The sequence below is a fragment of the Sporolactobacillus shoreae genome, from assembly GCF_004684935.1.
Classification (GTDB): Bacteria; Bacillota; Bacilli; order Bacillales; family Sporolactobacillaceae; genus Sporolactobacillus; species Sporolactobacillus shoreae.
On sequence record NZ_SRJD01000003.1, the window covers coordinates 135,077 to 155,529 of the forward strand.

The following is a 20,453-nucleotide window of genomic DNA, read 5'->3' on the forward strand; positions in this document are numbered from 1 at the left end:
GGGTTCGGATAAGCCCACCCTCAGAGATAGAGAAGGGAGCAAGTTAAGGTCATGGTTAAGAAAGGACATATTTTTTCCTTTTTTGCAATTCTTATTGTTGCAGCGGTCATAATGGGTTTGGTTACAGCACCAATCATACATAACGTGAAATTGGGCCTTGACCTGAAAGGCGGCTTTGAGGTTCTTTATCAGGTCAAGCCGCTCAAGGCCGGACAGAAAATCGATCAAAATACAATGAGCAACGCGGTTGCGGCACTTAATAAGCGTATTAATGTACTCGGCGTCAGCGAGCCGAGTATCTCCATTCAGAACGGCAACCGGATTGATGTTCAGCTGCCCGGGGTTAAAGATGAAAAACGCGCACGTCAGTTATTGTCGACGACCGCCAATCTAACATTCCGGGACTACAAGGACCACTTGATGTTGGACGGATCGGATCTGCAACCGGGTAAAGCGCAGGTTGCTTTTGACAGCCTGAACCATCCGATGGTCACGCTGCAGCTGAAAGACCCGAATAAATTTGCCAGCGTTACCAAAAAGGTTCTCAGCTATGGTTACCCGAACAATGTTTTGGTCATCTGGATGGATTTCGGCAAAGGTGATTCTTATCAGAATGAAGTGGGGAAAGCGAATCACAAATTTATTTCCAATCCCTCAGTTGACAATGTATTGAACACAAGCGATGTCCAGATCTCGGGCAATTTTACGGTCCCTGAAGCGACCACTCTGAAGGATCTGCTTAATTCAGGTTCGCTTCCGGTGAAGATGACTGAAATCTATTCGACATCCGTCGGCGCTCAGTACGGACAAAATTCCATGAAGGATACCTTGTTTGCCGGCGCATTGGGCGTTGCGGCGATTCTCCTGTTTATGCTGCTCTTCTACAGGTTCGGGGGACTGATCGCCAACATCACACTCGCTTTTTACATTTATATTGTAATGGGCGTTTTTGTCGGCTTGCAGGCTGTGCTGACATTACCGGGCATCGCTGCGATGATCCTCGGTATTGGTATGGCCGTTGATGCAAATATCATCACTCTTGAGCGTATAAAAGACGAGATACGAAGCGGTAAATCGATTCTGTCCGCATTCCGGGCAGGGAGCAAGCGCGCCCTGCCGACGGTAGTGGACGCGAACCTGACGACAATCATCGCCGCAGCGGTTCTTTTTATGTTCGGTGAAAGTTCTGTTAAAGGCTTTGCTGTTATGCTGCTGATCAGCAACTGCGTCACTTTCATTACTTCTGTTTATGGCGCGCGCCTGTTGCTCGGGCTTCTGGTCCACAGCAAGGCCCTGAATGATAAACCGTGGCTGTTCGGCATCAAGAGGAGTGATATTCGTGAACACTAATAGCAACATGAATTATAAGCATTACAATAAATTCTATGGCCATCTTGACTTTATGAAATATAGAAACGTTTTTTTCATATTTTCAAGTGCTTTGATTATACTGGGGATCCTATCGCTTTTTGTATTTAAACTTAACCTCGGTATTGATTTTTCGAGCGGTACCCGGATTGATATTCAGGGCAGCCAACCGATGTCGGTGGCGAAAGTGGCAAGGGTGTTCACGGATATGGGTTATAATGCCGAGACGCCAGTGCTTGCTGGTAATCAAAATAGTATGGCTACTGTACGCCTGAATCAGGAACTGAACCAGGGACAGATCGCGCAGATCAAGAGCGTGATTCAAAAGCAGTTTGGCGTTAATCCGAACGTCAACACTGTTTCTCCGCAAGTCGGGCGGGATCTCGCAAAGAACGGATTGTACGCTTTGATCATCGCTTCAATTTTCATTATTGTCTATGTATGGATTCGGTTTGAATTCCTTCAGGGGCTGACGGCGGTACTCGCCCTGATTCATGATGCGTTTTTCATTGTGACAGTGTTCAGCCTCTTCCATATCGAAGTCAATATCCTATTTATCTCGGCCGTTCTGACCATTGTGGGTTATTCGATCAATGATACAATCGTGACGTTTGACCGTGTCAGAGAGAATATCAAGCTGAGCCGGAAGCGGCTGACGACGCTGCAGGAACTCGGCGATGTTGTCAATCTCAGTATCCGTGAAACGCTCACCCGGTCGGTGAACACCGTATTGACGGTGCTGTTCCCGGTTATTTTCCTGCTGATCTTTGGCAGCGAGTCGATTCGGACCTTCACGATCGCGCTTTTAGTCGGACTGATCTGCGGGGTTTACTCCTCGATCTGTATCGCATGTCCGCTCTGGGCAGTGATGAAATCCCGTTATCTTGCTTCCAGAAAGGAAAAGAGAACGGTTCGGACGGAAAGCTAACGTGGGTGCAATGATACGGATAAAGTAAAGGAGCGAGAGCTCATGAGAAAACAATGGAACATTCTGATGGTGTTGATCTTCATACTGGTGATTGTGTTGCTGTCAATTAGTAATGCTGACAGCGTCACGATCAGTTTCCTGTTTGGCGAGGCCAGTCTTCCAAAAATCCTAGTGATTATCGTATCTGTTCTGATCGGAGCTTTGTTGGTCGGTTCTTTTACGTACTTAAAAATATACAGGCAGCAGCACCGGATCCGGCAGATGGAGAAGGAACTTCACCGGATTGCCGAATTGCATCCTGAAGATGCCAGCCGAATTTCAGTGACGAACACAACCGGTGGCGATGAAGCGGAGACCCGCACATCGTCAAGAAGGTCGTTTTTTAAAAAATAGGATACCGTCTGTGTGAAAAAGAATAAAAAGGGGGGCACAGGGACGGGTGCTGGAATCAAACTATCAATGGATCATAAAAAAAGCTGATGAAAATAAAGTCCGTGAACTCTCGGAAAGAATGAAAATTTCAGAGATGACCGCAAAGCTTCTGGTTCTGCGCGGCATTGAAGATCCGGGGGACGCGGATCTTTTTCTGCACCCTGGCAAAGTTTCTTTTCATAAACCGATGAGTATGCTTGGAATGAAAAAGGTGTCAGATCGAGTGAAACAAGCTGTCTCTGATAATCAGCCAATCCGGATTTTCGGTGATTATGACGCGGACGGGGTGACGTCCACAGCGCTGCTGTTCCGGGCACTTAAAAAGATCGGGGCGGACGTCTCCTACTACATTCCTAATCGTTTCAAAGATGGATATGGTCCGAACGCAGCCGCCGTGGAAAAAGCACAGGAAGATGGTATTGGCCTCATTGTTACTGTGGACTCAGGTATTGCGGCTTTTGAAGCCGCCGAGAAAGCAAAATCTCTGGGTATTGATTACATTATCACGGATCATCACGAGCCTCCTGAATCTCTCCCCGATGCATATGCGATTCTGAATCCCAAACAGCGCGGATGCGACTATCCGTTTAAAGGGCTTTCGGGTGCGGGGGTCGCACTGAAATTAGTCCAAAATCTGTGTGACGAGGATCAGTTCGATGAAGATTGGCTCGCTTTGGCCGCGATCGGGACAATCGCCGATCTGGTCCCTCTCAGAAATGAGAATCGCCTGATCGCTTATTCCGGACTTGAGAAAATTAGTGTGGGATCTCTTCCCGGAATCGATGCACTAAAAGCTAAAGCTGGGCATCCGGGTCCGGTGGACAGCGAGGTTGTTGGTTTTCAGATGGCACCGAGACTCAATGCAGCGGGAAGATTGACCGACGCGGTTCCGGCCATTCGCTTGCTCCTGTCCGATGATGCCGCAGAATCTGCTGACCTTGCCGATCAGTTGGAGTCTTTAAACCAGAAAAGAAAAAAGATGGTCGACCAGGTCTCAGAAGAAGCAGATGCCATAGCTGCGGAATACATTCGGAGGGGTGATAGGGCGCTTGTCCTGGCTGGAAACGGCTGGCACCAGGGTGTCATCGGCATTGCGGCGTCACGCATTGTTGAAAAATATTACCGGCCGGTTATCCTACTGAGCATTGATGAAGAAAAAGGTGTGGCGAAGGGTTCGGGACGAAGTATTAACGGATTCAACCTCTATCAGGGGCTAACAGAGAGCGCAGGGCATCTGATTCAGTTTGGAGGCCACCAGATGGCGGCGGGACTGTCTCTACGCGCAGATAGTATAGACGCTTTCAGAGATGATTTTGTTCAGAATGCGGCACGTGTGATCACTGATGAGATGATGATTCACGGGCTTTCGGTTGATGGTGAATGCCAGCCGGATCAGGTTACGGCGGAACAAGTTGATCAGTTGGCCATGCTCGCCCCATTTGGTACGGATAACCCGCGTCCCGTTTTTCAGATGCGTCAGGTCAGGTTGGCCAAGATTAACTCGATCGGCCGCGATAAGGCCCACCTGAAGGTTTCGTTTATAGGTACGGACGGTGAATTGGACGGTATCGGATTTAGGCTCGGCAAAGCGGCAGACCGCATCTCAATTAACGATCCGATCAGTGTGATCGGCGAATGCCAGATTAATGAGTGGAATGGATTCAGAAAACCACAGTTTCTGATCGAAGATGTGCGGGTTGACGGACCTCAAGTTTTTGACTGGCGCGCCGAACGTGAACTGCGTGAGAAATTGAATGGCTTGCCGACTGAATCATCATCTGTTCTCGCTTTTCATTCAGAAACTGCCCGGCGTTATGCGGCGGACGATACTGCTGTTCTGTACCATTCGGGAATGACGTTCGGCAAACCTGCCCTTATTCTCCTGGATCTTCCGGACAGAAAGGAACAACTGTCTGAATTAATCAGGAGCAATCCCCTTGTCAATCGTTTTTATGTCGTTTTTGCCCATGACTCCGATCACTATTTCTCTGCTTTCCCAACACGGAAGCATTTTATCTGGTATTACGCGCTGATTAAGCGGGAACACTCATTTAAACTTGATCAAATGGCCGGGGAGATTGCCAGATTCAAAGGCTGGTCACAGCGGACGGTTTTTTTTATGACAAAGGTGTTTTTTGAATTGGGGTTTGTTAAAATAGAAGATGGTGTCTTGACAGTGAACCCAGTGCCGTCAAAGGCGCCGCTGACCGATTCGGACACTTACAGAAAAGAAAAAAATCAACTGGAACTGGAAGACTTTTTTTGCTACTCATCGATTTCGACTCTGAAGTCGTGGTTTATAGAAATGAAGAAAAGCAGGGAACAGGCAATCGAGCCGGAGGGGAAAATAAATGGATTATAAAAAGTACATTGACTCTGTCATGGATTTTCCAACGAAAGGAATTAACTTCAGGGATATTACGTCATTGCTGCAGGTCGGACCTGTTTATCGTGCTGCAATTGACGAGATGGCCGAATTTGCCAGAAGCAAAAATGCGGAAGTGGTTGTCGGGCCGGAAGCACGCGGATTTGTGATCGGAGGGCCTCTGGCATATTCTCTGGGGGTTGGCTTTGTTCCTGTCAGAAAACCGGGGAAACTGCCTCGCGAAGTCGTCACCGTTTCCTACGAAAAAGAATACGGTGTTGATGAACTATGTATTCATAAAGATTCGATCAAACCAGGGCAGCGTGTGCTGGTTACCGACGATCTGCTGGCAACCGGGGGAACCATTGACGCGACGATCCGACTGGTCAAAAGCCTGGGAGGTATTGTTGTTGGGGTTGCTTTTCTGATTGAATTGAAGGAACTGGACGGGGAAAAACTGTTGAAAGACTATGATGTGTTTTCATTGATTGATTACTGATGAAGAAGATGAGGGGAGTGCCTGAGCGCGGGCACTCCTTTTTCAAAAAGATAAGGAAGTAAAAATCTGGCCAATAAAACAGGGCCTTGGTTGAGATTCAAAGCGGAGGTGCGAGACGCCCTCGGCAAGCGAAGAGCCGAAGCGTTGATCCAACACCTCAATAATACAGGATTAATGATTAGGGACCGGGCTTGCCCGGTTTTCTTAACCTTATTTCTGTGTTGATGTTTATCGCATGTCCGATAAAGGGAAAACTGAAATTAAAAACTTTACATTAATCTGAATTTCTCAGATAATGATCATAATCTACTTATCCAACGAAGGCTTCACAGGTGATAATAATATGACAATGGACGAACTGATTCAGAAAGCATCCACATATCTCGAACAAAAAGATATTGAACTCATAAAACAAGCCTATGAATTTGCGCGCAAGGCACATGAAGGGCAGATGCGTAAATCCGGCGAGCCTTATATCAACCATCCGGTTGAAGTGGCAGGGATCCTGGTCGATCTTAAAATGGATGTGACCACGATTATCAGCGGTTTCCTGCACGATGTCGTCGAGGATACTCCGATCACTCTGGAAGACATCAGAAAGGAATTCGGAGATAACGTCGCGATTCTGGTCGACGGCGTCACGAAGCTGAGGCATTTCGAATATACATCCAAGGAAGACCAGCAGGCCGAAAACCATCGGAAAATGTTTGTCGCGATGGCGCGCGACCTCCGATGCGTGATTGTCAAGCTAGCTGACCGTCTTCACAATATGCGCACTCTCAAATTCATGGCACCGGAAAAACAGATTCAGAAAGCCAATGAAACCCTCGAAATATTCGCTCCGCTGGCCAACCGGCTCGGAATTTCCGCTATTAAATGGGAACTTGAAGATATTTCACTGCGCTATCTTAAGCCGCAGCAATATTATAAAATTGTCAACCTGATGAAGCAGAAGCGGGAAGAGCGGGAAGCCTACATTTCTCAGGTTGTGGAAGACCTGAAAAAGTACGTCAAATCCGTGCACATTGAAGCCGAAATTTCGGGGCGGCCGAAACATATCTACAGCATCTATCGCAAAATGGTGAACCAGCATAAACAATTTAACGAGATCTATGATCTTTTCGCGGTGCGGATTATTGTGGAAAGCATTAAAGACTGTTATGCCATTCTGGGCATCATTCATACACACTGGAAACCGATGCCTGGACGATTCAAAGATTATATCGCCATGCCGAAAACGAATATGTATCAGTCGCTGCATACGACGGTGATTGGTCCTAAAGGCGATCCACTTGAAGTCCAGATCCGGACGGAGGAGATGCATGATGTCGCGGAATATGGTATCGCGGCGCATTGGGCCTATAAAGAAGGAAAAGCACGGAATCTCAATAATAAATTTGAAGACAAGCTGACATGGTTCCGTGAAATCCTGGAGTATCAGAACGAGACTGATGACGCTAAGGAATTTATGGAATCCCTGAAAATGGATCTGTTTTCGGATACCGTTTTTGTTTTCACCCCAAAGGGAGATGTCATCGAGCTTCCTGTCGGTTCCGTCCCGATCGATTTTGCCTTCCGGATCCATACCGAGATAGGAAATAAAACAGTCGGTGCGCGGGTCAACGGAAAAATGGTGCCACTGGACTATAAACTTAAGACCGGCGATATTGTGGAAGTCATGACTTCAAAACATTCCTATGGCCCGAGCCGTGACTGGCTGAAGATCGCCCAGAGTTCAGCCGTGAAGAACAAGATCAGGCAATGGTTCAAGCGTCAGGAGCGGCAGGAAAATGTGGCCAAGGGCCGTGAAATGATCGAGAAGGAATTGAGAAATCAGGGGCTTAGCCTTAAAGATACACTGACTGAAGAAAATATCGCCAACGTCGTAAAAAAATATAACTTTTCACATGAGAATGAGCTGTTCGCTGCCGTCGGTTATAACGGGATTCCGGTCAAGCAGGTTGTTACCCGTCTCAGGGAAGACGACAAGAAGCCTAAAGAGCCCGAGACTGAAGAAGTTGTAAAACAGATATCTGAAACAAAAAGCACGAGTCAACGCAAGACGTCGCTAGGGGTCCGCGTCAAAGGTGTGGATAATTTGCTGATCCGACTGGCGCGCTGCTGCAATCCTGTGCCGGGCGATCCGATTGTCGGTTACATTACCCGTGGCCGTGGCGTAACGATCCACCGTGAGGATTGTCCGAACATCAAGAATGAAGAGGACCAGCGGCTGATGGAAGTTGAATGGGAAAACAGCGAGTCGAAATCCAAAGAATACAACGTTGACATTGAAATCACGGCATTTGACCGGAACGGCCTGCTCAACGAAGTTCTTCAGTGTGTCTCTGACACACACACACCGATTAACGCTGTCAAGGGCCGCGCGGATAAAAACAAGGTCGCTAACATCAGCATGACAATTGCCATCACGAATATTGATCATTTATACCGTGTCGTGGAAAAAATCAAGAGGATACCGGACATCTATTCGGTCCGCCGTGTCATGCAATAATTTTCAAGGGGCTGATTCTGTGAAGGTCGTTATGCAGCGTGTTAAAAAAGCAGCGGTTGAAGTCGACGGGGAAACCGTCGGCAGCATTGATCACGGATTGCTCCTTCTTGTCGGAATAAAAAAAGGGGACAATCCTGAAGATATCAATTATGTTGCGGATAAAATCGGATCGCTGCGCATCTTTGAAGATGAAGCGGATAAAATGAATCTGTCGGTTCATGATGTCGGCGGGGAGGTTCTGTCTGTTTCCCAGTTCACACTGTATGGGGACACCACTCACGGGCGGCGGCCAAGCTTTATTGAGGCGGAGCGACCGGAACAGGCGGAGCCGTTATATGAAGCGTTCAATGACAGACTGAGGGGGCAGGGGCTACGCGTCGCAACCGGTAAATTCGGCGCGATGATGGACGTCTCCCTGATTAATGACGGACCGGTGACCCTTATTGTTGAGAGTAAAAAATAAATAGAGTGAACCAGTGTTGCTTTAACTGTAACAAGAATATAATCTGTATCTTGACATTTTCTGAGAATATTCGTACTATATAAAGACAAACCAATGACGGAGAAAGACTGTGGATTCACTGCCAAAGAGAGGATACGCCGGCGGCTGAGAGCGTATCTGGCATGGTGACCGCAGGAGGACACTCCCAAGGTGTTTTTCTAAAAACCAGATGGTGAGTAAGAAAAACCGATCCCCGGGCGTTAACCGGATTGAGAGGAAACTTCAGGTGAAGTTTCAATTCAAGGGTGGCACCGCGAATGTTCATTCGTCCCTTGTTCGTCATGTTTTATGGCGGACAGGGGCTTTTTATTTTCCGGCCCAATATACCGGATTTTCTGAATATCACATAAAGAGAAAACAGAACTCAGATGAAGGAGGAAACACGGTTGCTTATTCAAATTCCACGCGGAACGTATGATGTCCTGCCGGACGAATCGGCGGTCTGGCAGAAAATTGAAGAGACCGCAAGAAAAGTCTGTGCGTTGTTCAACTATAAGGAGATCCGCACCCCTCTTTTTGAATCAACGGATTTGTTTCAAAGAGGGGTTGGCGACACAACAGATATCGTGCAGAAAGAAATGTACAATTTCAAAGACAGAGGAGATCGCAGTCTGACGCTGAGGCCTGAAGGAACAGCGTCGGTAGTCCGCGCGTTCGTGGAGCACAAACTGTACGGGCTCCCCAACCAGCCTGCGAAAGTGTACTACATCGGGCCGATGTTCCGTTATGAACGGCCTCAGTCCGGAAGAACCCGCCAGTTTACCCAGTTCGGTATCGAGGCGCTAGGTTCGCAAGATCCATCGATTGACGCAGAAGTGATCGCGCTGGCGATGACTTTTTACCAATCACTGGGTTTGAAGAAATTGAAACTTGTTCTGAACAGTCTGGGGGATCCTGAGAGCCGGGAAGCCCACCGGAATGCGCTGATTGCCCACTTCAAGCCGTCGATTGGCGAATTTTGCGAGGATTGCCAGAACAGGCTGGAAAAAAATCCGCTACGCATCCTTGATTGCAAGAAGGATCACAACCATCCGCTGATGGAGACGGCGCCGTCGATCATTGACTACCTGACGGATTCCGCCAGAGACTACTTCAGCCATGTTAAGGAAATGCTTGATGAAATGGGCATTACGTACGAACTGGACCCGACACTGGTCAGAGGTCTGGATTACTATAATCACACAACTTTTGAAATCATGGGATCCAGTAAGGGCGCGATCACGACGCTGACTGGCGGCGGTCGCTATAACGGCCTTGTCAGTGAATTAGGCGGCCCTGAAACGCCAGGTGTCGGTTTTGCGCTCAGCATCGAGCGGTTGCTGCTGGCCCTTGAGGTGGAAAACATCTCACTTCAGAGCGAGGGAGCGCTTGACTGCTTTATTTCGTCGATCGGGGATGAAGCTGGCAAGAAAGCTTCTGTGATCCTTTATGAACTGCGTCAGGCGGGGCTTCGCGCTGATAAGGATTACATGGATCGGAAGGTCAAAGCCCAGTTTAAGCAGGCAGACAGGGATCATGCGAAATTTGTTATTGTGATCGGTGATGAGGAACTTGAGCAGCAGAAAGCCGTACTCAAAAATATGGCCGACGGCACACAGGAACAAGTCGCTTTTGTTTCATTGGCTGACTTTATTAAATCAAAGATAAGCAGTGGGGTGTAAGTATGTATCGGAATGCTAATTGCGGCGAGTTAACCGCGGATTTGGCAGGGAAAACCGTAACACTTGCCGGATGGGTCCAGAAAAGAAGGGATCTCGGCGGAGTTATTTTCATCGATCTCAGAGATCGTTCAGGTTTCGTTCAGATCGTATTTAATCCTGAAGTCTCTCAGGAAGCATGGAATACGGCTGACAAGGTACGCAGTGAATATTGCTTGTCTGTCACCGGACAAGTGTCAAAGCGCGATCCTGAAGCCGTTAATCCGAAAATTAAAACCGGCGATATTGAGATTATGATCAGCGAAATCAACGTGTTGAACAAGTCCAAGACGCCGCCGTTTCCAATTGAAGACGGAATCGAGGCTTCGGAGGATGTCCGTCTGAAATATCGCTATCTCGATCTCAGGCGTCCTGAGATGCTTGAAACGTTCAAGATGCGCAACAGGGTAACGCACACGCTCAGAAGCTTTCTTGATGAAAAAGATTTTCTCGATATTGAAACCCCGATTCTGACGAAGAGCACTCCGGAAGGCGCACGCGATTATCTCGTGCCGAGCCGTGTCCATCCAGGTGAATTCTATGCTCTGCCCCAGTCGCCGCAGCTGTTCAAACAGCTGCTGATGGCTTCCGGTATCGAGAAATATTATCAGATTGCGCGCTGCTTCCGTGACGAAGATCTGCGGGCAGACCGCCAACCTGAATTTACTCAGGTTGACATTGAAATGTCATTCTTTGAACTCAAACCGTTCCAGGATATGATTGAAGACATGCTCGTCAATCTTGTCAAGAAGGTCAAAGGCATTGATATTCCGCGGCCATTCAAACGGCTGACCTACGCGCAGGCGATGGATCTGTATGGCAGCGATAAACCGGACACACGTTTTGGCATGACACTGATTGACCTGACGGATATTGCCGCGGACAGCACGCTGAAGGTTTTTAAAGAAGTTCAGGAAAAAGGCGGCAAGGTTAAGGCAATCAATGTCAAAGGAAAAGCGTCCCACTTCTCACGCAAGCAGGTGGATGAAGACCTGCGCGGCATTGTGTCGCCATACGGAGCCAAGGGTCTTGCCTGGCTGAAGGTTGAAGAAGGCGGAATGAAGGGGCCGATTGCTAAGTTCTTCGACGAAGCGCTGACTGCGCGAATTGTTGAAAGGACGAACGCGGAGCCCGGAGATCTTTTGCTATTTGTTGCTGATAATAAAAAAATTGTCGAGAGCAGCCTTGGGGCATTGCGTCTGCATCTCGGCAAAATTTTGAATCTCATCGACAAATCAGCCTTCAATTTTCTCTGGGTTACGGAATTTCCGCTGCTCTCTTACAGTGAAGAGGAGCACCGGTTTGTCGCCGAACATCACCCGTTCACTATGCCGGTACTCGAAGATCTGGATAAGATCGAGAGCGATCCGGGCAGCGTCCGCGCCCAGTCCTATGACATGGTGCTGAACGGGTTCGAACTGGGCAGCGGCTCTGAACGAATCTGCAACCATGAAATGCAGGAAAAAATGTTCAAAGTGCTTGGCTTCACAAAAGAACGTGCCGAGAAGCAGTTTGGATTCCTGATGGAGGCGTTTGAATACGGTACTCCACCGCACGGTGGCATGGCACTCGGCATCGATAGAATCGTGATGCTGCTCGCCGGACGATCCAGCCTGAGGGACACCATTGCTTTCCCGAAGACAGCCAGCGCGTCGGATCTATTGACGCATGCGCCAAGTGAAGTCAGTGAAGCACAGCTCGGAGAACTGCATCTGGATGTTGCTACGCTCCTTAAATGATCATTCTTCCTGAATGTGGCAGGGGCAATAGCTTGATAAGCGCTTTCAACTATGCTATGATGTATTCAGAAATTGAAGAGAGTCCTGAAGTGTTAGTCGAACGCTGATATGTTTTGACCGAACATATACTTTTTGGGAGTCCGTTGTTTTCACTCGTCACGCATGCCCGCGCCGGGACCCGTATACTGTGGAACAGGGCACCCACCTGCTCACGAGCGGGTTTCAAAGCTGCGGCTTCACAACGGCACGTTCGGGATTTCTTATTTCTTAATTAAAAAAGTTAAACCGGGATCAGGGTTAAACCCCTAATCCCGGTTTTCATTTTGTATGAGAAAAATCAGTGTTTCTCCGAATAGAGCGTCAGAGTGATGGTTGCTGTATATTGAGGCTGCTGCGGCTGCACCGAAGTTGTAGAACCGGACGACTGTGAACTGGTTGCCTGGCTTGTCTGACTGGAAGCAGTACTTGGAGTAGCTGATGAAGCTGAAACAGTGCCGCTCGCTGACAAAGATGCAGCCGGGCTGCTTCCTGATGATGACGGGACCTCAGCCGCGTTGTTCATTTGAAAACTCATCTGATTGATCACCAGCAAGCGCTTCTGTGATTCAAGATAATCGATAAAATTAAGAAGGGACAACTCGTTATCCGCCGTCAAATTGAGCGAGTAGGTATCCGATTCAAGTAGTGAAACGAGCGGCTTTGTGTTCTTGCTGCTTTTTTGATTTGATGTGGTGTTATTTGTATTTGATTGCTTGTTGTTTGCCGCCTGAGCACTAGCGTTTGTCTGATTCTCTGAAAGAGAAGCGAATGTGACTCCCAAAGATTCAGCTTTTTCATGAGCGGTTGAAAAAAACTGCTCGATGTCCGGACTGGTGGGGAGGATGGATGTGCTGACATTCTGTCCCAGTGCTTCCTGTCTTGCTATTTCCTGTTTCCGCTCCGCCAGCGCTTTATTTTTCTGTTCTAGTTTTTTCTTGTTGATGGCCACTGTTTCCTGATAGATCCGGATGTTCTGCTTTGAAGCGTCAATGCTCTGCTGAACAGGCACAATTTTAAAAAAATAGAACATTCCGAAGCCAAAACAGACGATTATGACGGATATACAGCTGATAAAAAATGTTCTGTTCATCGTTACTGAGCCTCTTTCGGTTCGGTTGAAAGAATAAATCCGGTCGTCATGGTCAGCGTGACCTGATAGCCCTTACTTGCCGTTAAGGACGCCGATCCCGCAGTGTTGTTTTGATCCACTCTGTTAGCCTGTGTCATGACTACGTTTGTGAAGCCCTTTTCCCTCAATTGATCCGCAAACGGCTGAATCTCCGAAAAGGTACCCACGTTGCACTGCACGGTCATGCTCCCGTCGCTATTGTAATTAATCGTTGCGACGCTTCCGTCACTGGGAAGAAGACGATCCACAAGTGCCCAGGCATGAAAGACAGAAAGACGTGTCGCTAGGAGTTGACTCACGGCGTCGGCGGGGGTGGGTTTTGTACTTGAAGCAGGAAGTTTCAGATCGACTTTTTTTGATGCCTGTGCCTGCCATTGGCTCTCTTCTTTCTGAACGCTTCTCAGCTGTCCGTCGAGATGCCAGGCATAGATGCAAAGCGCCAGCAAGATGGCTAGACAGGCGGCTCCAAAGAGGGTGGCGACCCAGATCATCTTTCTTGAAACCTTTTGTTCATAGGGCAGCAGGTTGATGTCAATCACGCCGTCACCCCCTTCATGGCGAGGCCGATCGCGGGTATAAAGCTGGCATCCAAGTCATCAGGACACTGTACACGTTCACGGTCAATCTGTAAAAGTTTCACAGGTACGGAAACCACTTCTCCAAGGACAGTTTTAAATTCATTCATCGTATCTGGGCTTCCGAGAAGCTGAATTTCGGAAACCTGGAAACTGCCCTTCTGCAGGCTGTACTGGTAGAAATTAAGCATGCGCTCTACTTCTGTGGCGGCGTTCAGCAGCAATGAATCCTCTGTCTGCATATTTTCAGCATCCTTGAGGCTGATCTGACGGATAAAGAGAGGTGTGTCCCCGTGAAACACAGCGACGTTCAGTGTTTCTTTTTCGAGCTGAGCATACATCCGATGGTCCTCAGGTTTACCAGAAATAAAATGCTGAACCCAACGGTCGATGCCGAGCGCGCTGAATTCGGCGTTTACCGGATCAAGCCCCGCTGCGTCCAAAATCTTGCGATACTTCCTCACCATTGTCTCTGGCGCGGCAAATAGAAGGACCTTCGTCCCGGTGGCACTGCGTTCCAGTACATGGAAATCAAATACCGCGTCTTCAAAGGGCAATTGAATTTTATTGCCGATCTCGATAAAAAAATAGTTTTGAAGATCAGGATCGGAAAGGATACCGGGCAGATCGAACTGGCGAAGCACAAGCTGAGCGTCGGGAATTGCAAAAAAAGTTTTCCTGTGCCGTACTTTAAGTGCGTGTACCATTGTTTTCAAAACGTCGGAGAATGTCTGCTCATCTTTGATACGTCCGTTCTCGACAATACCCGGTTTCAGCCATTCCTCCCAAAACTGAAGGTGGGAAAGGTCATCGGCATTTCCCTTGAAACGGACCATTCGGATGGAGTGGTCGGAGAACGTGAGTCCGACATTCGTATGGCTCTGAAAAAGGTGCAGTTCTTTATTAAGCAAATGACATCATTCCCACTGTTAAAATAGAAGATTCAGATAGAGCGAAATCAGTTGGTCGCCAAAGAAAAAAGCAGTCAGCATTCCCAGCACAATAAATGGGACGAAAGGGACCGGTTGCCTGCGTCTGATCAGGCCCGTCAGTAAACCGCCAACCCCAATAATCGCTCCGAACAGGGTGGAGAAGAAGAAACCGAGAAGAACGATTTTCATGCCGACAAGCAGCCCCATCACAGCAAATAACTTTACATCTCCGCCGCCCATACCGCCTTGGCTGACAAGAGCAATAATCGCCAGAAGGGCAAATCCTGAAGCAGCACCCAGGAGCGAATCCCACCAAGGAACGAGGTGGTAAATTCCCCGGAAAATGATGAAGAACGCAAGGAACCAGATGAGAATCTTATCCGGAATCATCATTTCTGTCAGATCCGTAACTAGCACGATCATCAGTAGTGACACCAGCAGCCATCCGGCCAGCATTTCTTCGATTGATGTTGCACGGAGAAAGCTGAATAGGAACAAAAGCCCGGTCGACGCCTCAATAATCGGATAAATCGGCGAAATCCGCACATGGCATGTCCGGCATCTTCCCCTTAAAAAAAGGTAGGAAAAAACCGGCACCAGATCGCGAATAGTCAAACGCCGCCCGCATGACGGACAGTGCGATGGCGGCGTGATAATAGATTGACCTTCGGAAACCCGAAGGCCAACAACATTGTAGAAGGAACCTAGGACTAGGCCTAGCAGAAAAATGTAGAAATTAGCAACGTTTGATAGTAAAAAGTCCATTATTTATTGAAATTGATTAACGTATTTTCTGTATATCCGCCAGTAGCACTGTCGCCTGAAAGTCCAGAGATACTACTTATTTCTGTATCACCAGTGATCGAGTAAGTTCCATTGTTATAAACGACTACAGCATTTGGAAGATCAGAAGTGGACCGTTTCGCATAATTTGACCAACCATCATTAGTTGAAGTATCGGTACCACTAGAGGTAGTGCCCGCTTGACCACTCTGAATATAAATTGGGCCATTTCCATTTATATTGTGATCAGCAACAAATAATTTTGCCCCATTTATAATTGTTAAAGCATCTTGCACTTTTGCTTTATTAGACTGACTATTAATAATCGAAATAACACTCGGAATCGCAATTGCTGCAAGAATAGCCAAGATAACAATTACAGCCAACAGTTCGATCAACGTGAAGCCCTTCTGATTTTTCTTTGACTTTGCCCGAAGCACTTTAAGCATGATTTTTCCTCCCCAGGAAATCTGTTTTTAAAAATTCTGATAGAGCTGAAACATTGGAATAACCACAGCCAGAACAATAAAACCGACAACGACAGCCAGGAAAAGAATAATTGCTGGTTCAATCAGTGCCTTAAGCCGCTCGGTGATCTGCTCGACGTCGTTTTCGTAATATCCTGCGACGTGGTTCAGCATCTGATCTAGCATACCGGTTTTCTCACCAATCGCCGTCATGTGATAAACAATTGACGGGAAAATTTTTTCCTGCTGGAATGCTTCGGAGAGCGGTCTGCCGAAATCCAAGGCTTCTGCAACGTTATGTATGGCCCGCCGGATGGCAAGGTTGGATGTAATCTTTTCGACGGACTGAAGCGCGTCGATGACCGGTACGGAACTTGAGATCAGCAGAGCGAACATCCAGAGCAGCCGTGAAAGTTCACTTTTATAGACCAGTGGACCTATTAAAGGCAACCTGATTATAGCATAATCTAGTCTTAATTTACTAGACTTATTTTTAATCGCAGCGTATATAATCCCGATTGCAATGATTAACAAAACAATTAGCACAGGCCAAAAGGCCCTCAGCCAATCACTCATCGACAGAATGACCCGAGTGATCAACGGCAGCTGAGTGTGCAGCCCGGAAAACATGGTTCGGAACATTGGAATGATCGATGTCAGAAGAAAGATAATCACACCGAACGACATGAGAAGCACGAAAACCGGGTAGACCATCGCCGTCGACAATTTCTGCCTCGATTTGTGCTGGCGTTCATAATAGGTAGCCAGATGATCGAGGCTTTCTTCAAGACGCCCGCTTCCTTCCCCCGCGCGGATCATGTGTACAATCATCGGACTGAAGATTTTGCTCTGGTTCTCAAAAGCCTGCGAGAGCGACTGGCCTTCCTTCAGATCGGATGACATTTTTTGAATGACTGATTTGAAGTATTTATTTTTCTCTTCCTGATCCGAGAGAATTTCAAGAGCTTCGGATACCGTAACCCCGGCTTTGATAATCGTCGCAAATTGTCTCAGAAAAACAACCTTGGTCTGAAGCTTTACGCTTGATCCAAGGGAGAGCTCTTTGTACCAAATGGAGTCATTGTGTTCCCGAACCGATCGGATTGTGAGCCCTTGCCTGGCAACATTGAGAAGTGCGCCTTGTCTGTTTTCGGCGGTGAGGCGCCCTTTTTTTGCTCTGCCTGTCTGATCGGTTCCTACGTAATCAAATAAAGGCATGCTCTATTCACCCCTTTAGAAGAAATGTCTCGACCGATTCACCAGTGATTTCACGGCGCGCCAGCATATCTTGAATACAAGATGCCATGGTCTGCATGCCCTGGGCCCGGTTCACTTGGATCACGCTCGGAATCTGATAAATCTTCTTCTCACGGATCAAGTGGCTGATCGCTTTGTTATTGATCATCACTTCTGTCGCGACCCGGCGGCCTGAAAAATCCGGAGTTGGGAAAAGGCGCTGGGAAATGACGGCCACGAGTTCGGCTGCGAGCTGGATCCGGATCTGTCCCTGCTGTTCGGCAGGGAAGACATCAATGATCCGGTCAACAGTCGAGACCGCGTCGTTGGTGTGCAGCGTGGCGAGCACCAGGTGACCGGTTTCGGCAGCAGTCAGCGCGGTGCGGATGGTTTCAAGATCACGCATTTCACCGACAAGAATCACATCCGGATCCTCGCGTAGTGCGGCGCGAAGGCCGAGCGCAAACGAGTGGGTATCATTTCCGACTTCGCGCTGCTGTATGATGCATTGATTATGTTTGTGAAGATATTCAATCGGATCCTCAAGGGTGATGATATGGCGTCTCATGCTTTTGTTCATATCGTCGACCAGTGCAGCCAGAGTCGTTGATTTTCCACTGCCTGTAGGGCCTGTGACAAGAAACAGGCCATGGGGGCGCTGACAGAGCGACGCGAGAATTTCAGGAAGCTGCAGAGACGCAAGATCCGGCACGTTCTGCGGAATGACCCGGAAAGCCAGGCTGAAGCACGACCGCTGGCGAAAGGCGTTGACCCTGAAACGGGACAGTTTTGGAATGCTGTAGGAGAAGTCCAGCTCTCCCTGGCTGTCCAGTTTGGAAAATTGCTCGTCCGACAATATACCGCGGACCATCGCGTCCGAGTCTTCGGGGCTGATCACTGGTCGGTCAAGTGCCACAAGTTCACCATTGATACGGATGGTCGGCGGAATACCGACAGATATGTGAAGATCAGAAGCTTTTCGCTCACAGGCAATTTCCAGATATTCTTTTAACAGATTGATCATGATGGCAGACCTTCCTATCGATACGTCATTATTTTTTCAGCTGATAATTTTAAGCAGTTCATCAACGGTCGTCACGCCGGCGGCAACTTTGACCAACCCGTTTTCAAGCATGCTTTGACCGCCTGAGCTATGGACAAGGTTCTGAATATCCTGATATGAATGGTGGTTAATCAGCTTCTCCGACACGTTTTCAGTTACTTCAATCATTTCATGGACGGCGGTTCGTCCGAGATACCCGGTGTTGTGGCATGACTTGCAGCCAATCCCTTTCATCAGAACGTCAGGGCAGGCCATTCCCGCTTTGGCAAACATTCCCCGTTCGATGGGTGAGGCTTCAAAGGGACGGGCGCAGTCGTGGCAAACCCGCCGGACCAGCCGTTGGGCGACCACTCCCGTGAGTGAGGCAGCCACGAGAAAAGGATCAACTCCCATATCGATCAGGCGGTAAATCGTGGTCGGGACATCGTTCGTATGCAGGGTAGAAAGTACTAGGTGCCCTGTGAGACTCGCCCTGATTGCGATCTCAGCTGTTTCTGAGTCACGGATTTCACCGACCATGATGATATTCGGATCCTGACGCAGAACTGCGCGAAGACCGGCGGCGAAGGTCAGTCCGACCGGAGCGTTGGTCTGGATCTGGTTAATGCCTTCAATCTGATATTCGACCGGATCTTCAATTGTGATAATATTTTGATCTTCACTGTTCAGATGGTTCAGTGCCGCGTAAAGAGTAGATGTTTTGCCGGAGCCCGTCGGACCTGTAATCAGCACAAGACCGGTAGGCCGAGTGATCATTTTTGTAAAAACGGTTTCCTGCTCCTTTGTAAAACCGACATTCGGGATTTTCAGAAGCAGATCATTGGTATTAAGAAGTCTGAGTACAATTCGTTCCCCAAAAAGGGTGGGCAATGTCGACACACGGAGATCAATCCGCTGATTTCCAATGGCAACCTTGACCCGGCCGTCCTGAGGCAGACGTTTTTCCGTAATATCAAGCTGGCTCATGACTTTGATACGAGTCACGAGCACGCTGAGCATTTCTTTTGGAAAAGTACGGAATGTCCGCAGCGCTCCGTCAATACGGAACCGGACGACAACACTGAGTTCACGAGGATCAATATGAATATCGCTCGCCCGATCTTCAAGGGCGCTCGTGAGTATTTTGTTTATGATTTTGATGATCGGTGTATCGTTTTCAGCCGCCAGTGCGGGAGTTTCTTCAGTTGGTCTGACATTGATTGTTGTCATCAGTTCAGTAACCGAGTCTTCTTCATTGTACAGGCGGTTGATTGTGGCCGTGATCTCGCTTGGAAGAGCAAGCGAAACATTAGCTTGAAAACCAGTCATCATCTGAATGTCGTCAATCGCGAAAAAATCAAGCGGGTTGGCCATGGCGACATACAGAATACCATCGATTTTACGGTAAGGAACCAGCTCGTTCCTGCGCGCGAAATCCTGATCGACAAGGTTCGCGGTACTCTGATCGATCACAATATTGGAAAGGTGGACCTGTGGAATGGACAGTTGTTCAGATAGTACATCGATCAGCTGTTGTTCCGAAATATAGCCGCGTTCGATCAGAGCGTTTCCCAGTTTCTGTTTCGAGCTTTTCTGTTCGAGCGTAGAATTCAGTTGTTCAAGATTGATCAGGCCGGCTTCCACGAGCAGGTCGCCAAGCCGTCGGTGCGTTCGCTGTTGCATAGTGAACCTCCAACGTGTCAATTTCTTTGGGTCAAAAAGGAGTCTTTCAATCTCTGATTATTCCGTATAAAATAGACAATGTACATAGAAAGGGTTAAGAAGGGATCAGGACTTATGAACCGTAAACAGGCTGGCATGACACTGATTGAAGTAATCGTTTCTATTGCGCTGCTGAGCCTTGTGATCCTCACATTTGCTTATGTATTTATTCAAAGCCAGAGTGCCACCACTGACAATGGGACGAGGCAAACGGCGTTGCAGCTGGCACAGAGGCATTTATCCGATGTACTGAGCGGGGACAGCCTTCCGGCACCGGCTGCTTCACAACCTGTGCCGCCCTCTTCGCCCGGAAATGTTGATCACTATAAATATGATGGCAATGAAAAAATCGGAGATACATCTTTTGATACATATGTCTTTATTTTGAAACCAACAGATGGCAATCAGCCTGTCGTTGTCAGAACATTTTATGGAACGAAGTATGTCGAACTTTATAACTATTATACGACAAATGGCGAATGAGAG

At 48.1% G+C, this 20,453-nt stretch carries 16 protein-coding genes, 1 other RNA gene, 1 pseudogene and 1 other annotated feature; of the genes and pseudogenes, 10 read left to right on the forward strand and 8 right to left on the reverse strand.

Annotated features, from left to right (window positions below):
• Window positions 1-51 precede the first annotated feature (51 nt).
• The 9 genes and pseudogenes from secD to ssrS all read left to right on the forward strand — a co-directional run bounded on the left by secD (window position 52) and on the right by ssrS (window position 12,303).
• Window positions 52-2,296, forward strand: a pseudogene (secD, locus tag E4665_RS18790) (protein translocase subunit SecD).
• 42 nt (window positions 2,297-2,338) lie between these two features.
• Window positions 2,339-2,689: a LapA family protein gene (locus E4665_RS04070; RefSeq protein WP_135347534.1), complete on the forward strand. Its 351-nt coding sequence runs from the start codon at window positions 2,339-2,341 to the stop codon at window positions 2,687-2,689.
• Window positions 2,690-2,735: 46 nt separating this feature from the next.
• Window positions 2,736-5,090: a single-stranded-DNA-specific exonuclease RecJ gene (gene recJ / locus E4665_RS04075; RefSeq protein WP_241654658.1), complete on the forward strand. Its 2,355-nt coding sequence runs from the start codon at window positions 2,736-2,738 to the stop codon at window positions 5,088-5,090.
• Window positions 5,080-5,592, forward strand: a complete 513-nt coding sequence (locus tag E4665_RS04080) for an adenine phosphoribosyltransferase (protein WP_135347535.1) — start codon at window positions 5,080-5,082, stop codon at window positions 5,590-5,592. The genes recJ and E4665_RS04080 overlap by 11 nt, the downstream gene beginning before the upstream one ends.
• A gap of 343 nt (window positions 5,593-5,935) precedes the next feature.
• Window positions 5,936-8,104 (forward strand): RelA/SpoT family protein, encoded by a 2,169-nt coding sequence (locus tag E4665_RS04085; RefSeq protein ID WP_135347536.1) that lies wholly within the window; start codon window positions 5,936-5,938, stop codon window positions 8,102-8,104.
• Window positions 8,105-8,123: 19 nt separating this feature from the next.
• Complete coding sequence (gene dtd, locus E4665_RS04090) at window positions 8,124-8,567, forward strand: D-aminoacyl-tRNA deacylase (RefSeq protein ID WP_135347537.1); 444 nt, start codon at window positions 8,124-8,126, stop codon at window positions 8,565-8,567.
• 84 nt (window positions 8,568-8,651) lie between these two features.
• Window positions 8,652-8,882: a binding site (T-box leader), on the forward strand.
• 110 nt (window positions 8,883-8,992) lie between these two features.
• Window positions 8,993-10,267 (forward strand): histidine--tRNA ligase, encoded by a 1,275-nt coding sequence (gene hisS / locus E4665_RS04095; protein ID WP_167815107.1) that lies wholly within the window; start codon window positions 8,993-8,995, stop codon window positions 10,265-10,267.
• Between the two features lie 2 nt (window positions 10,268-10,269).
• Window positions 10,270-12,042: an aspartate--tRNA ligase gene (gene aspS, locus E4665_RS04100; RefSeq protein WP_135347539.1), complete on the forward strand. Its 1,773-nt coding sequence runs from the start codon at window positions 10,270-10,272 to the stop codon at window positions 12,040-12,042.
• A 78-nt stretch (window positions 12,043-12,120) separates the two neighbouring features.
• Window positions 12,121-12,303, forward strand: a non-coding RNA gene (gene ssrS / locus E4665_RS04105) — 6S RNA.
• Between the two features lie 76 nt (window positions 12,304-12,379).
• On the opposite strand, the gene E4665_RS04110 is transcribed toward ssrS, so the two are convergent.
• The 8 genes from E4665_RS04110 to E4665_RS04145 are packed head-to-tail and all read right to left on the reverse strand — an operon-like array spanning window position 12,380 to window position 19,928.
• On the reverse strand, window positions 12,380-13,171 hold the full coding sequence (locus tag E4665_RS04110) for a hypothetical protein (protein ID WP_135347540.1): 792 nt from the start codon (window positions 13,169-13,171) through the stop codon (window positions 12,380-12,382).
• A 2-nt stretch (window positions 13,172-13,173) separates the two neighbouring features.
• Window positions 13,174-13,749, reverse strand: a complete 576-nt coding sequence (locus E4665_RS04115) for a hypothetical protein (protein ID WP_135347541.1) — start codon at window positions 13,747-13,749, stop codon at window positions 13,174-13,176.
• Window positions 13,746-14,696, reverse strand: coding sequence for a type IV pilus biogenesis protein PilM (pilM, locus tag E4665_RS04120; RefSeq protein ID WP_135347542.1), 951 nt, complete (start codon window positions 14,694-14,696; stop codon window positions 13,746-13,748). The genes E4665_RS04115 and pilM overlap by 4 nt, the downstream gene beginning before the upstream one ends.
• 18 nt (window positions 14,697-14,714) lie before the next feature.
• Complete coding sequence (locus tag E4665_RS04125) at window positions 14,715-15,482, reverse strand: prepilin peptidase (RefSeq protein WP_135347543.1); 768 nt, start codon at window positions 15,480-15,482, stop codon at window positions 14,715-14,717.
• Window positions 15,482-15,949: a prepilin-type N-terminal cleavage/methylation domain-containing protein gene (locus E4665_RS18670; protein ID WP_135347544.1), complete on the reverse strand. Its 468-nt coding sequence runs from the start codon at window positions 15,947-15,949 to the stop codon at window positions 15,482-15,484. The genes E4665_RS04125 and E4665_RS18670 overlap by 1 nt, the downstream gene beginning before the upstream one ends.
• 27 nt (window positions 15,950-15,976) lie before the next feature.
• Window positions 15,977-17,185, reverse strand: coding sequence for a type II secretion system F family protein (locus tag E4665_RS04135; RefSeq protein ID WP_135347545.1), 1,209 nt, complete (start codon window positions 17,183-17,185; stop codon window positions 15,977-15,979).
• Window positions 17,186-17,192: 7 nt separating this feature from the next.
• Window positions 17,193-18,227 carry a type IV pilus twitching motility protein PilT gene (locus tag E4665_RS04140; protein WP_135347546.1) on the reverse strand — a complete coding sequence of 345 codons (1,035 nt, stop codon included), beginning with the start codon at window positions 18,225-18,227 and terminating at the stop codon, window positions 17,193-17,195.
• 36 nt (window positions 18,228-18,263) lie between these two features.
• The gene (locus E4665_RS04145; RefSeq protein ID WP_135347547.1) at window positions 18,264-19,928 is read right to left on the reverse strand and encodes a GspE/PulE family protein; all 1,665 of its coding nucleotides are present in this window, start codon (window positions 19,926-19,928) and stop codon (window positions 18,264-18,266) included.
• A 114-nt stretch (window positions 19,929-20,042) separates the two neighbouring features.
• On the opposite strand from E4665_RS04145, the gene E4665_RS04150 reads away from it, so the two are divergent.
• Window positions 20,043-20,450 (forward strand): type IV pilus modification PilV family protein, encoded by a 408-nt coding sequence (locus E4665_RS04150; RefSeq protein WP_241654659.1) that lies wholly within the window; start codon window positions 20,043-20,045, stop codon window positions 20,448-20,450.
• Window positions 20,451-20,453: the final 3 nt, after the last annotated feature.